This window comes from Streptomyces nogalater (assembly GCF_039532885.1).
GTDB lineage: Bacteria > Actinomycetota > Actinomycetes > Streptomycetales > Streptomycetaceae > Streptomyces > Streptomyces nogalater.
Genome location: NZ_BAAASM010000036.1, coordinates 1 through 13,338, shown reverse-complemented (window position 1 = coordinate 13,338; position 13,338 = coordinate 1). Strand labels below are relative to the sequence as shown.

The window sequence follows — 13,338 nt, the reverse complement described above, 5'->3', positions numbered from 1 at the left end:
GGCGTCAAGTCAGCGGTCTGGGCCGGGTCAGTTCGTCGTAGACGCTGAGGACCTGGGCGACGGTCTCGTCCTCGGTCGGCCAGGTCGCGCACTGCCGGGCCGCGCGCTCGCGCAGCCGGGCGCGCCGCCCGGGGTCGGCGAGCAGTCGCCGGACCGCCTCCGCGAGGGCCACCGGATCGCCGTACGGGACGAGTTCGGCCGCGTCGCCGACGAGGTCGGGGATGCCGCCGACCCGGGTCGCGACGAGCGGCACGCGCGCGTGCAGCGCCTCCTGGGCGAGGACGGACCGCGATTCCCGGCTGCTGGTGAGCAGGGCAAGGTCGGCGGCGGCGAGCAGATCGGGGATGTCGTCGCGACGCCCGACGAGCCGTACCGGCAACTCCTCGTCCTCGATCCGCCGCTGGAGCGCCGGCCGCAGCGGCCCCTCCCCCGCGATCACCACCAGCGGCACCGGGTCCCGCTCCCGCCACCGGCGGGCCGCGTCGAGCAGGACGTCGTAGCCGCGGTGGCGGTCCAGGGAGCCGACGGCGAGGAGCAACGGGCGGTCGACGGCGCCGAGTTCGGCGCGGGCCTTGGACCGCTGCCGGTCGGGGCCGTCGTGGTCCGCGGTCTCCTCGGCCCCGCCGGGCCGGCGCCGGCCGGGCAGGGCGACCGGGGCGAGCCGGGCGTCCCGCGCGCCGGTCCGGCGGGCGCGGTCGACCAGGTCGGGGCTGGCGCCGAGGACGACGGCCGCGGTGCGTGTCACCCGCCGCTCCAGCATGCGCAGCAGCTGGGCCCGCGGTCCCTCCGCGTGGGCGCGGTCGTGCCAGGTGACCACCAGCGGGGTGGTGCGTCCGCCGAGCGCGAGCACGGACCGGAAGGAGGCGTGCAGGCCGTGGGCGTGCACCAGGTCGGCGTGGGCGCAGGCGGTGCGCAGGGCGGCCACGGAGACGGGGTCGCTGCTGCGCGGCACGTGGACGTGGTCGGCGCCGGTACCGCTGAAGTCGTAGGCCCGGTCGGCCTCGGTGGGGGCGCACACGGTGACCCGTACGCCCCGCGCGACCAGGCCCTCGGCCAGGGAGCGCACGTGCGCGCTGCTGGCGGCGTTGCCTCCGCCGAGCACCTGCACGGTGCGCAGCGGCGGCCGGCCGTGCGGTGCGTAGCTGCTCAGCGGGGTCACGGGGCCAAGGCTCCTGGTTCGTGGGGCGGTCACGAGAAGACGCGTGGGGGCGGTCACGGGAAAACGTACAGAAGGTTGGGGGCTCAGGGGGGCGGAAGGGCGCACCCCGCGCGCCTGAGGCACGGACCGCCCGGGCCCGCCGCCCGCCCGCGTTCCCTGCCAAGCATGCCAGGGCGTACGGCCGTTCAGGGAACACGCGGGAGGGCGCATCGTGCGGCGGGCCGGGGCAATGCGCCGGAGCACATCACCCACACGGGTGAGGAGAGAGATGCCCTCGGTGGGCGGTGCGCGTGGGCATACGGCGAGGTCAGCCGCGCCCGGTACGTGCCAGAGCGCTCACCCGGTCCCCGTAGCGGGCCGCGGCGACCAGCGCGACGGCGTGCGCGAGCAGCCCCGCGCGCCGGTTTCCCGCCACCACGGCCGCCCCCAGCGCGGCGCCGAGCGCGTGCGCCCCCGTGTCCCCGAGCATCACCCGTTCCCCCGCGTCGTCGGGCAGCACGGCCGCGGCGGCCCCCACCGCCCCGGCGGCCAGCAGTGCCCCGGGCCCCTCGCGCACCAGCCCGGGCACCCCGAGCGCGAGCACGGCGCCGGCGGCGCGTCCCGGCCGTACGTCGAGCAGGTTCACGAGATGGGCGCTCCCGGCGATGACGACCCCGGCGAGCAGCTTGTCGGCCGGCCGTTCCTTCAGCACGGCGCCCGCGGCCAGCCCCGCCGCCGAGATGCCGAACAGCTTCACGGCCCCGCTGGTGATCTCCCCGCCCCGCAGCGCCCGCAGATGCGCCCGGAAGCCGCGCCGGTCGTCCCCGGCGGCATCGTCGTACGCCCCGCACACGGCGGCGGCCAGCACCGCGGCCCCGGCCGCGGGACGCACCCGCGCGGCGGCGATCCCGGCCCCCACCGCCACGGCGGGCCCGGCGTACAGCCCGACGGCCCGTCCGGCGTGGTTGGTCCGCTCCCAGCGCGCGCGTCCGCCGGGCGGGGCGGCGCGCAGCAGGGCCTGGCCGGCCCGGGTGAGCGCGGCGGCGAGGAGCAGCGGGCGGCACGTTCGCTCGTCGATCATGCCGCCCACCCTAGGAAACGGCCCGGACCGGGCCGCACCCCGGGAAGCGTCCCCGGGGCCGCCCGCTATACCTCCGCCCTGGCCGTGGCCAGGAGTTCCTCCGCGTGTGCCCGGGCCGTCTGGGAGTCCTCCTGGCCCGCCAGCATGCGGGACAGCTCGCGGACGCGCTCCTCGCCCTCCAGGACCTTCACGCCGGAACGGGTCACGGAACCGTCGCTGGTCTTCTCCACCAGCAGCTGGCGGTCGGCGAACGCGGCGACCTGGGGCAGGTGGGTGACCACGACGACCTGCGCGGTCTTGGCGAGCTTCGCCAGGCGCCGGCCGATCTCCACCGCCGCCTTGCCGCCGACCCCCGCGTCCACCTCGTCGAACAGGTACGTCGGGACCGGGTCGGTGCCCGCGAAGACCACCTCGACCGCGAGCATCACCCGGGACAGCTCACCGCCGGAGGCGCCCTTGGCGATGGGCCGCGCCGGGGCTCCCGGGTGCGGGGCGAGCAGCAGTTCGACCTCGTCGACGCCCGACGGGCCGTAGGCCACCGTCCGTCCGCCGACCTCGACGCCCTCGGGGTCGGGGGTCTGCCGGATGTCGAAGGACACGCGCGCGTGGGGCATCGCCAGCGAGGCCAGCTCGGCGGTGACGGCCGCGGCGAACCGTTCGGCGGCCTCCCTCCGGGCGTCGGTCAGCCGCTGCGCGAGGGCGCCCAGTTCGGTACGGAGCGCGTCGCGCTCGGCGGTCAGCTCCGTGATCCGCTCGTCGTCGCCGTCCAGCTCGGTGAGCCGGGCGGCGCCGTGCTCGGCCCAGGCGAGGACCGCGTCGATGTCCTCGCCGTACTTGCGGGTCAGCGCGGTCAGCGCGGCCCGGCGTTCCTCCACGGCGGCCAGCCGCAGCGGGTCGGCGTCGAGATCGTCGGCGTATCCGGCCAGCTCGCCGGCCACGTCGGCGAGCAGGATGCCGATCTCCCCGATCCGGTCGGCGAGCGCGGCCAGCGCCGGGTCGTGCGCCCGTACGGCCTCCAGGGCGCGGTGGGCGCCCGCGACGAGGGTCGAGGCGTCGATCCCCTCGGGGTCCTCCGGGTTGCCCGCGAGAGCGGCGTGCGCGGCCGTCGCGGCGGACGACAGCGCCTCGGCGTGCCCGAGCCGTCCGGCTTCCTCGGCCAGTTCGGCGTCCTCGCCGGGCCGGGGCTCCACGGCGGCGATCTCGTCGAGCCCGTAGCGCAGCATGTCGGCTTCCTGCGCCCGCTCCCGCGCGCGGGTGGTGATCTCCTCCAGCTCGGCGGAGACGGCCCGCAGCCGCCGGTAGGCCCCGGTGTACTCGGCGAGCGGCACGGCGACGGCGTCGCCCGCGTACCGGTCCAGGGCCTGCCGCTGCCGGGACAGCTTCAGCAGTCCCTGCTGGTCGGTCTGCCCGTGCACGGCCACCAGGTCGTCGGCCAGCTCGGCGAGCAGCCCGACGGGCACGCTGCGCCCGCCCAGATGCGCCCGGGAGCGGCCCTCGGCGGAGACGGTACGGCTGATCAGCAGGGCGCCGTCGTCCAGCTCGGCCCCCGCCTCCTCGGCGCGTACGACGGCGGCGGCTTTGGGGGGGACGGCGACCCGCCCCTCCACGACCGCCTTCTCCGCCCCGATCCGCACGAGCGCCGGGTCCGCCCGGCCGCCGAGCAGCAGCCCGAGGCTGGTGACCACCATGGTCTTGCCCGCACCCGTCTCACCGGTGACAGCGGTGAACCCCGGTGACAGCTCGACTACGGCATCGTCGATGACCCCGAGCGACCGTATCCGCATCTCCTCCAACACGGAACAGACCATACGAGGTCCGGGGCGGGCAGCGCACATGGCCCGCCCGTGTCACTCCTGGGAGTGGTGCGGCGCCCCCCGCCACCCCGTGGTCGGCAGGGCGAACTTCGCCACGAGCCGGTCGGTGAACGACGAGTGGTGCAACCGGGCCAGCCGTACCGGCACCGCGCCCCGGCGCACCTCCACCCGCGCCCCGGGCGGCAGCTCGACCGTGCGCCGGCCGTCGCACCACAGCACGCCCGGCGGGATGTGCGGCAGCACCTCCACCGCGAGCACCGAGTCCGGGGAGGTGACCAGCGGCTTGGCGAACAGCGCGTGCGCGCTGATCGGCACCATCAGCAGTGCCTCCACCTCCGGCCAGACCACCGGACCGCCGGCCGAGAAGGCGTAGGCGGTGGACCCGGTGGGCGTGGACAGGATCACCCCGTCGCAGCCGAACTCCGACACCGGCCGCCCGTCGATCTCCAGCACGACCTCCAGCAGCTTCTCCGCGCCGGCCTTCTGCACGGCCGCCTCGTTCAGCGCCCAGTCGGTGTGCACGATGTCACCGTTGCGGTGGACGACGACATCGACGGTCATCCGCTCCTCGACCTCGTAGGAGCGGGCCACCACCCGGTCCACCACCCGGTCCAGGTCGTCCCGCTCGGCCTCGGCGAGGAACCCCACGCGTCCCAGGTTGACGCCGAGCATCGGCACCCCGGAGGCCCGCGCGAACTCGGCCCCGCGCAGCAGCGTGCCGTCACCGCCCAGCACGATCAGCAGCTCGCAGCCGTCCAGGCACTGCGCGGTGGCCTCCTTGACGAGGTGCACCTCGTCCGGGAGCGGCAGGTCGCGCGCCTCCTCCTCCAGCACCCGCACCCCGATGCCATGCCGCAGCAGGCCCTTGACGACGAGTTCCGCGCTGCGGATCGCCGCGGGCCGCCCGGTGTGGGCGAGCAGGAAAACAGTACGCGCATGGTTCTGTGTCAACGCGGCCCCTCCGCCACTGCACGGTCGACGTCGGCCGGGTCCACCCGGGGTGCCCCCGCCCGCAGCCAGAGAAAGTACTCGACGTTCCCCGCGGGTCCGGGCAGCGGGCTGGCGGTGACCGCCCGCACCCCGAGACCCAGCTCCCACGCCTGCTCGGCCACCTTCCGCACGGCCTCCGCCCGCAGTTCGGGACTGCGCACGACACCGCCGCTGCCGAGCCGGTCCTTGCCCACCTCGAACTGCGGCTTGACCATCATCACCAGATCGGCGTCCGGCGTCACGCACCGCTTCAGGGCGGGCAGCACCAGTCCGAGCGGGATGAAGGACAGATCGCCCACGACCAGCTCCACCGGCTCCCCGTCGATCGCCTCCAGCGTCAACTCACGCACGTTCGTACGGTCCTTGACGGTGACGCGTTCGTCCTGCTGCAGGGACCAGGCGAGCTGTCCGTAGCCGACGTCGACGGCGACGACACGGGCGGCGCCCGCGCGCAGCAGGACATCGGTGAAGCCGCCGGTGGACGCGCCGGCGTCCAGCGCGCGCCGGCCCTCGACCACGAGCCCCTGCGGCACGAAGACCTGGAGCGCGCCGGCGAGTTTGTGACCGCCCCGGGAGACGTAGTCGGGATCACTGTCGTCGGCCTGGACGACGATGGGCGCGGCGGTCTCCACCTGCGTGGCCGGCTTGGTCGCCACGGTCTTGCCGACGGTGACCCGCCCGGCGGCGATCAGCTGGCCGGCGTGCTCGCGCGAACGGGCGAGCTTCCGGCGGACCAGCTCCGCGTCGAGACGGCGGCGTGCGACTCCTGCCACGTTCGGTTCAGCTCCTGCTCTGGTTACGGTCTGCTGGGGTACGGCGTCGGGGGCGCCGGAGGTTCCGGGCGGGCGTCGAGCGCGGTGAGCGCGTCGCGCAGCCCCCGCAGTACATCCTCGTACACCGCCACATGTCCGTCGGTGGCGAGGTGGTCGGCGTCGGCCAGCCGCTCCAGGCACGCGTCGGCCTCCGGGACGCCGGTTGGCGTGCGCGGGACGTTCAGGGGGGCGGGAGCGGCGGGCTCGGCCGCCCGCTCGGGCTCGGCCGGCGCCGCCGTACCGGCCTCGGACACGGACTCGCTCATGCCCCGACGCTACCCCGAACCGCTGGGGTACCGTCGGGGGCGATGGCCACGATCGAGGAGTGCCGCGCCGCACTGGGCAAGTTTTCGGACACCATGCGGGGCGCCGAGGGCGAGGTCCGCGCGGCCGCCGCGCTGGACCGCTCGGTGAGCTGCCACATCACCGACCTGGACGTCACCTTCACCGGCCGGATGACGGGCGGCCGGATCGAGGTGGACGACACCCGCCCCGGCCCGCCTCGGGAGAAGGCACAGATCAGGCTCGCCCTGGCCGGGGACGACCTGGTGGCCCTGGTGGACGGCGAGCTGAACTTCGCGACCGCCTGGGGCTCGGGCCGGGTACGGCTGGAGGCGAGCCTGCTGGATCTGTTCCGGCTCAGGAAGCTGCTGTGAGCCGCGCCTTCCGGGCGGCGGGCACGACCAGCGGGGTGCCCGTCTCCGGGTCGTCGATCACCTGGCAGCGCAGCCCGAACACCTCTTCCACCAGCCCTGCCGTCACGATCTCGTTGGGCGCGCCCTCGGCGATCACCTTCCCGCCGCGCAGGGCGATGAGGTGGGTGGCGTAACGGGCGGCGTGGTTGAGGTCGTGCAGCACCGCCACCAGCGTCCGGCCCTGCTCCTCGTGGAGTTCGGCGCACAGGTCGAGGACGTCGATCTGGTGCTGGATGTCCAGATAGGTGGTCGGCTCGTCCAGGAGCAGCAGCGGGGTCTGCTGGGCGAGCGCCATGGCGATCCACACCCGCTGCCGCTGCCCGCCGGACAGCTCGTCCACGTACCGGTCGGCCAGTTCGGCCACGCCGGTCTGCCGCATCGACTCCTGGACGACCCGCTCGTCCTCCGCCGACCACTGGCGCAGCAGGCCCTGGTGCGGGTAGCGGCCCCGGCCGACGAGGTCGGCGACCGTGATGCCGTCGGGCGCGACGGCCGTCTGGGGCAGCAGGCCGAGGGTGCGGGCGACCTTCTTCGCGGGCATCGACTGGATGGCCTGCCCGTCCAGCAGCACCCGTCCCTGGCTGGGCTTGAGCATCCGCGACAGCGCCCGCAGCAGCGTCGACTTGCCGCACGCGTTCGGGCCGACGATCACCGTGAAGGAGTGGTCGGGGATCTGCACCGACAGCTGCTCGGCGATGACTCGCTGGTCGTAGGCGAGAGTGACGTTCTCGGCGGACAGGCGGTTCACAGTGCTCCTCGGGTTGTTCGTCGGGCCGGCGGGGGTCATATCCGGCCCGCCCGGCGCTCGGTGACCAGCAGCCACAGCAGATAGGCGCCGCCGAGCACGCCGGTGACCACGCCCACGGGCAGCTGGTCGGCGCCGAAGGCGCGCTGGGAGGCCCAGTCGGCGGCGACCAGCAGGGTCGCGCCCATGCACAGGGACGGCACGAGGTTGGGCCCCGGCGAGCGGGTCAGCCGGCGGGCGAGCTGCGGCGCGGTCAGCGCGACGAAGCTGACGGGCCCCGCGGCGGCCGTGGCCGCGGCGGTGAGCAGGACGGCGCTGACCATGAGCAGCAGCCGCGCCCACTGGACGCGCACGCCGAGCGCGTTCGAGATGTCGTCGCCCATCTCCATCATCCGCAGGCCGCGGGCGTTGGCGAGGACCAGCGGGACGAGGACGGCGCACAGCGCGAGCAGCGGCCAGACCTGGTCCCAGCCCCGGCCGTTGAGCGAGCCGGTCATCCACACCACCGCACGGGCCGCGTCGACCATGTCGGCCTTGGTGAGCAGATAGCCGTTGACGGCCGTCATGACCGCGTTGACGCCGATACCGACCAGCACCATCCGGTAGCCGTGCACGCCCTGCTTCCAGGCGAGCAGGTAGATGGCGAGGCCGGTGACCAGGCCGCCGGCCAGCGCGCCGAGGGTCACCTGGGAGGCGCTGCCGGACAGCAGCACGATCACGATCAGCGCGCCGGCCGTGGAGCCCTGGGACAGGCCGAGCACGTCCGGGCTGCCCAGCGGGTTGCGGGAGATCGACTGGAACAGGGCGCCGCCGAGGCCGAGCGAGGCGCCGACCAGCAGGCCGACGAGGACCCGGGGCAGGCGCAGTTCGTTGACGATGAAGTCCTGGTAGGCGGTGCCGTTCCCGGCGAGCGTCCGCAGCACGTCGGCCGCCGGGATCTTCGCGTCGCCGGTCCCGATCAGGGCGACCCCGGCGGCGCAGGCGGCGACCACCAGCAGCACGACGACGGTCAGGGCGCGCGGGTCCAGGCGCAGGGAGAGCCCGCCGGGGGTGCGTACGGCACGGCTCCTGGAGTGGGTCTTCACAGCTGGGCCGTCCTCCGCCGTCGTACGAGAAAGATGAAGACCGGGCCGCCGATGATCGCGGTGACGATGCCGACCTGGAGTTCGGCGGGCCGGGCCACGACCCGGCCGAGGACGTCGGAGCCGAGCAGCAGCACGGGCGCCAGGAGCGTGGCGTACGGCAGGATCCAGCGCAGGTCGGGGCCGGTGAAGGAGCGCACGACGTGCGGCACCATCAGGCCGACGAACATGATCGGGCCGCAGGCGGCGGTCGCGGCACCGCACAGCACCACGGCGGACAGCATGGCCAGCGCGCGGGTGCGGTCGAGGTTGGCGCCGAGGGCGCGGGCGGTGTCGTCGCCCATCTCCACCGCGTTCAGCGGCCGGGCCAGCGCCAGCGCCAGCACCGTGCCGACCGCGAGGAACGGCAGCACCTGCGCGATGGTCGAGTCGGTGGCCGAGACCAGCGAACCCACCGTCCAGAAGCGCATCTTGCCCAGGGCCGCGCCGTCCGTGATCATCACGGCCTGGAGATAGCCGTACAGGGCCGCGGTGATCGCCGTACCGGCGAGCGCGAGCCGGACCGGGGTGGCGCCCCGGCTGCCGCCGAGGAACCACACCAGCGCGCCGACCGCCGCCGCGCCCAGGAACGCGAACCACACATACCCGGTGAGGCTGGTGACGCCGAGAAAGGTCATGGCCGTGACGACGGCGGCGGAGGCGCCGGCGTTGATGCCGAGCAGCCCGGGGTCGGCCAGCGGGTTGCGGGTCAGCGCCTGGAGCACCGCGCCGGAGAGCCCGAGCGCGGCGCCGACCAGCAGACCGAGCACCGTGCGCGAGAGCCGCTCGTCCACGACCACGTCGCCGTAAGTGCCCGTGTCGTGGAAGAGGCCGTGCCAGACCTGGGCCGGTGACAGCCCTTTCGCCCCGATCGCGATACTCGCCAGGGCGACGAGCGCCAGGAGCACGGCCGAGAGCAGGAGCCCAAGGGCCCTGGCCACATGGCGGGTTGGGGGCGCGGGGGTGTTCTCCGCGCGCTGTTCCGGAGGACTGTCGACCAACACGAGGTTAGGTTAGCCTACCCTGCACTTCTTCTGGCTCCCCGATGTGTGTTCCGTCCCACTCCCGGCACGCCTCCCCCGTCACATACTCGGCCGGGGCCGGACGATTCCGGGCCGGACCCGGCATGGCGATGGACATGCGGGGCGCCGGCCCGGCCCGGCTCGGCCTGACGATGGACATGCGCTCGCCGGGCCGTGACGATCCCGGGCCCCTCCGAGCCGTGACGATCCCGGCCCGGAGGGGTGACTACCCCGGCCGAGCCCGTCAAAGCCCCAGCTGCTCCAGCGCCTTGCCGCCGTCCAGGGCACAGGAGCCCTCGCCGGCCGCCGTCCAGGCCGCCGCGCACAGCGCCCGCAGCCCGTCCAGCGCCTCGCCGTCGCCCGTCAGCTCCAGCCGGTCGGCCCCGGCCGTCGCCGTCCAGCCGCCACAGCGGAACCCGGACCCGTCCCCGGTGACCTCCGGCTGCCCGGTGAGCAGCCCGCGCAGATCCGCGTCCACATACGCCGGCCGGTGGTGGGGCGGCGCGGCGAGCAGCTGGGCTGCGTCGGTGACACCGGTCAGCACCAGCAGCGAGTCGACCCCGCCGTTGAACGCGCCCTCGATGTCGGTGTCCAGCCGGTCCCCGACCACCAGCGGGCGTTCGGCCCCCGTCCGGATGATCGTCTCCCGGTGCATCGGGGGCAGCGGCTTGCCAGCGACCTGCGGCTCGGCGCCGGTCGCGATCCGTACGACCTCCACGGCCGCCCCGTTGCCCGGCGCGATGCCCCGCCCGCTGGGAATCGTCAGATCGGTGTTGGACGCGAACCACGGCACGCCCCGCCGGATGGCGTACGACGCCTCCGCGAACCGGCCCCACGGCAGGTCGGGCCCGCCGTAGCCCTGGACGACCGCCGCCGGGTCGTCATCCGCCGACTCCACCGGCACCAGGCCGCGCTCGCGCAGCGCCGCCCTGAGTCCCTCGCCGCCGATCACCAGCACCCGCGCCCCGGCCGGCACCTGCTCGCCGACCAGCCGGGCCACGGCCTGCGCGGAGGTGATGACATCGTCCGCGCCGGTCGGTATGCCCAGCTCCGTCAGGTGCTCGGCCACCGCGTCCGGGGTGCGCAGCGCGTTGTTCGTGACATACGCCAGCCGCATGCCGCCCGAGCCGGCCACCGCCAGCGCGTCGACCGCGTGCGCGATCGCGCTGCCCCCCGCGTAGACCACCCCGTCCAGATCGAGCAGCGCCGTGTCGTACGCCTCGCTCAGGGGCTGCCCGCTGCCCTCGGGCCTGGTCCTGACGCCTTGGCTCATGTCCGTATCGCTCCTCGTAGACTCGCCTTTCCCCCGATCATCCCGCATGCCACCGACACACGTACGATGCCGGGATGAAGACAGCAGGTCACTCGGAGGCAACGACGCGCCGCGGCCTGGAACTCACCCCGTTCCGTGGCCTGCGCTACGACCCCGACCGGGTCGGGAGCCTCTCCTCCGTCACCTCCCCTCCCTACGACGTCGTCGTACGGCCCGACGGCCTGCACCACCTTCAGTCGGCCGACCCGCACAACATCGTCCGGCTGATCCTGCCGCAGGCCGGCACCCCCAGCGCCGGCACCGAGCAGGCCTCCGACACCCTGCGCCGCTGGCTGGCCGAGGGCATCCTCGTCGCCGACCCGGCCCCCGGGCTGTACGTGTACGAGCAGCGCGACGGCGAAGGCATGCTCCAGCGCGGGATCATCGGCACCCTGCGGGTGACGGAGCCCGCCGAGGGCGTGGTCCTGCCGCACGAGGACGTCATGCCGCCCGTGGTCGCCGACCGCGCCGCCCTGATGCGCGCCACCCGCGCGAACCTGGAACCGCTGCTGCTGACCTACCGGGGTGACGGCGCGACGGCCGGCGATCCGGCACGGACGAACACCGGTACGGCGTCGGGGGCGGAGGCGGGTACGGCGTCTGGGGTGGGCGCGGGGACGGCGGCCGAGGTGATCGAGCGCACGGCGAGCCGACCACCGCTGCTGGCCACGACCACCGAGGACGGCTTCCGGCACCGCCTGTGGTCCGTCACCGACCCCGCCGACCTGGCCCGTGTCCAGGCCGACCTGGCCGGCCGCCAGGCACTGATCGCCGACGGCCACCACCGCTGGGCCACCTACCGGCGGCTGCGCCTGGAGCACCCCTCCCCCAGCCCCTGGGACTACGGCCTGGTCCTGCTGGTCGACACCGCCCGCTATCCGCTGCGGGTCCGCGCCATCCACCGGCTGCTGCACGGCCTGCCGGTCGCGGACGCGCTCGACGCGGTCGACGGCCTGTTCCGGGTACGGCGGCTCGACGTGCCGCTGCCGAGGGCCCAGGCCGCCCTGGCGGAGGCGTCCCGCGCGGGCAACTCGTTCCTGCTGGCCGGTGACGGCGCCTTCCACCTGCTCGACCGGCCGGACCCGAAGCTGCTGGCCCGGACCGTCCCGGCGGACCGGCCGGCCGCCTGGCGCTCTCTGGACGCCACGGTGCTGCACGCCACGCTGCTGGAGCACGTCTGGCGTGTCCCCGAGGACTCCCCGGCGCACATCGCCTACATCCACGACACGGCGGCGACGGTCGAGAAGGCGGAACGCGACGGCAGTACGGCCGTCCTGATGCACCCGGTCCGCGAGGAGGTCGTACGGGACCTGGCCCGGCAGGGGGTGACGATGCCCCGCAAGTCGACGTCGTTCGGTCCGAAGCCGGCGTCGGGGCTGGTGCTGCGCGCGCTGGAGATCTGAGCCGGGGGCATCACCGGCATCACCCGCTTTACCTGCCGCCTTACCTGCAAAAAAAAGGGGGGCGGGTTCCATGGGAACCCGCCCCCCTTTCAGGTGACTGCCGGCGTCAGTGCTTGTCGTCGTCCTCCGGAGCGGCGTCCGGGGCTTCGGCCGCTTCCCCGGGCTCGTCCGAGGCGTCCTCGGCCAGGGCGTCGACGAACTCCACGCCGTCCAGCTCGGCGAGCCGGTCGGAGGCGTCCGTGCTGCCGTCCCGGTCGGCCTCGACGGCCTTCGCGAACCACTCCCGCGCCTCGCGCTCCCGGCCGGCGGCCAGCAGCGCGTCGGCGTAGGCGTAGCGCAGACGCGCGGTCCAGGGCTGCACCGAGTTGGAGGCCAGCTCCGGGCTCTGGAGGGTCACGATGGCCGCGTCCAGCTGGCCCATGTCACGCCGGGCGCCGGCGGCGACGAGCCGCATCTCGACCTGCCCGGCCTTGTCCAGCTTGTGCACCTCCGGGGCACCGGCCATGTCGAGCGCCTTCTCCGGCCGGCCGAGCCCGCGCTCGCAGTCGGCCATCACCGGCCACAGCTCGACGGTGCCGGTCATCCGCCGGGCGGCCCGGAACTCGGCGAGGGCCTCGCTGTACTTCTGGGTCGCGTACGCGGCGAACCCGGCGGCCTCGCGCACGGCGGCCACACGGGACGCCAGTCGCAGAGCGACCTTGGAGTAGCCGTAGGCGCCTTCGGGGTCCTCGTCGATCAGCCGGGCGACCATCACCAGGTTCTTGGCGACGTCCTCCGCGAGCGTCTTGGGCAGGCTCTGCAGCTCCTGCCGGACGTCCCTGTCGATCTCGTCACCGGTGACGTCCTCCGGGATCGGCAGCCGCTTGATCGGCTCCCGGTCCCGGTCCCGCTCGTCGCGGAACCGGCCGCCGCCACGGCGGTCGTCGCGGCCGTCACGTCCCCGGAAGCCACCACCCGGCCGGCCACCGCGGTCGTCCCTGCGCGGCCCACGGCCGCCACGGTCGTCCCGCCCCCGGAAGCCACCGCGCTCACCGCGGCTGTCGTCCCGGCGGAAACCGCCACGGTCGTCACCGCGGCTGTCGTCCCGGCGGAAGCCACCACGATCGTCCCGGCGGTCATCGCGGCGATCGTCACGGCGGTCGTCACGGCGGTCGTCCCTGCGGTAGCCACCGCGGTCGTCGTCGCGGCGGTAGGAGGGACGGTCA

13 protein-coding genes are annotated in these 13,338 nt (G+C 74.7%); 2 read left to right on the top strand and 11 right to left on the bottom strand.

The window, feature by feature from the left end; all coding sequences use genetic code 11:
• Positions 1–4 precede the first annotated feature (4 nt).
• The 6 genes from ABD350_RS23440 to ABD350_RS23415 form a co-directional block, all read right to left on the bottom strand.
• A complete protein-coding gene (locus ABD350_RS23440) occupies positions 5–1,159 on the bottom strand; it encodes a glycosyltransferase family 4 protein (RefSeq protein WP_344350243.1) in 1,155 nt (384 codons plus the stop codon).
• A gap of 307 nt (positions 1,160–1,466) precedes the next feature.
• The gene (locus ABD350_RS23435; RefSeq protein ID WP_344350242.1) at positions 1,467–2,219 is read right to left on the bottom strand and encodes a hypothetical protein; all 753 of its coding nucleotides are present in this window, start codon (positions 2,217–2,219) and stop codon (positions 1,467–1,469) included.
• A gap of 65 nt (positions 2,220–2,284) precedes the next feature.
• On the bottom strand, positions 2,285–4,027 hold the full coding sequence (gene recN, locus ABD350_RS23430) for a DNA repair protein RecN (protein ID WP_344350241.1): 1,743 nt from the start codon (positions 4,025–4,027) through the stop codon (positions 2,285–2,287).
• A 39-nt stretch (positions 4,028–4,066) separates the two neighbouring features.
• Complete coding sequence (locus ABD350_RS23425) at positions 4,067–4,984, bottom strand: NAD kinase (RefSeq protein WP_344350240.1); 918 nt, start codon at positions 4,982–4,984, stop codon at positions 4,067–4,069.
• Positions 4,981–5,796, bottom strand: coding sequence for a TlyA family RNA methyltransferase (locus ABD350_RS23420; protein ID WP_344350239.1), 816 nt, complete (start codon positions 5,794–5,796; stop codon positions 4,981–4,983). The genes ABD350_RS23425 and ABD350_RS23420 overlap by 4 nt, the downstream gene beginning before the upstream one ends.
• 23 nt (positions 5,797–5,819) lie before the next feature.
• The gene (locus ABD350_RS23415; protein ID WP_344350238.1) at positions 5,820–6,101 is read right to left on the bottom strand and encodes a hypothetical protein; all 282 of its coding nucleotides are present in this window, start codon (positions 6,099–6,101) and stop codon (positions 5,820–5,822) included.
• Between the two features lie 42 nt (positions 6,102–6,143).
• On the opposite strand from ABD350_RS23415, the gene ABD350_RS23410 reads away from it, so the two are divergent.
• Positions 6,144–6,491: an SCP2 sterol-binding domain-containing protein gene (locus ABD350_RS23410; protein ID WP_344350237.1), complete on the top strand. Its 348-nt coding sequence runs from the start codon at positions 6,144–6,146 to the stop codon at positions 6,489–6,491.
• On the opposite strand, the gene ABD350_RS23405 is transcribed toward ABD350_RS23410, so the two are convergent.
• The 4 genes from ABD350_RS23405 to ABD350_RS23390 form a co-directional block, all read right to left on the bottom strand.
• The gene (locus tag ABD350_RS23405) at positions 6,475–7,317 is read right to left on the bottom strand and encodes an ABC transporter ATP-binding protein (RefSeq protein WP_344350236.1); all 843 of its coding nucleotides are present in this window, start codon (positions 7,315–7,317) and stop codon (positions 6,475–6,477) included. The two genes, ABD350_RS23410 and ABD350_RS23405, sit on opposite strands and share 17 nt — an antisense overlap.
• A complete protein-coding gene (locus tag ABD350_RS23400) occupies positions 7,314–8,360 on the bottom strand; it encodes a FecCD family ABC transporter permease (RefSeq protein WP_344350235.1) in 1,047 nt (348 codons plus the stop codon). Before ABD350_RS23400 ends, ABD350_RS23405 begins: the two co-directional genes overlap by 4 nt.
• Entirely contained in the window at positions 8,357–9,400 is a 1,044-nt protein-coding gene (locus ABD350_RS23395; protein WP_344350234.1) for a FecCD family ABC transporter permease, read from the bottom strand. The genes ABD350_RS23400 and ABD350_RS23395 overlap by 4 nt, the downstream gene beginning before the upstream one ends.
• A 262-nt stretch (positions 9,401–9,662) precedes the next feature.
• On the bottom strand, positions 9,663–10,691 hold the full coding sequence (locus tag ABD350_RS23390; RefSeq protein ID WP_344350233.1) for an HAD-IIA family hydrolase: 1,029 nt from the start codon (positions 10,689–10,691) through the stop codon (positions 9,663–9,665).
• A 74-nt stretch (positions 10,692–10,765) separates the two neighbouring features.
• On the opposite strand from ABD350_RS23390, the gene ABD350_RS23385 reads away from it, so the two are divergent.
• Positions 10,766–12,133, top strand: a complete 1,368-nt coding sequence (locus ABD350_RS23385; protein ID WP_344350232.1) for a DUF1015 family protein — start codon at positions 10,766–10,768, stop codon at positions 12,131–12,133.
• Between the two features lie 106 nt (positions 12,134–12,239).
• On the opposite strand, the gene ABD350_RS23380 is transcribed toward ABD350_RS23385, so the two are convergent.
• The gene (locus tag ABD350_RS23380) at positions 12,240–12,992 is read right to left on the bottom strand and encodes a hypothetical protein (RefSeq protein WP_344350550.1); all 753 of its coding nucleotides are present in this window, start codon (positions 12,990–12,992) and stop codon (positions 12,240–12,242) included.
• Positions 12,993–13,338: the final 346 nt, after the last annotated feature.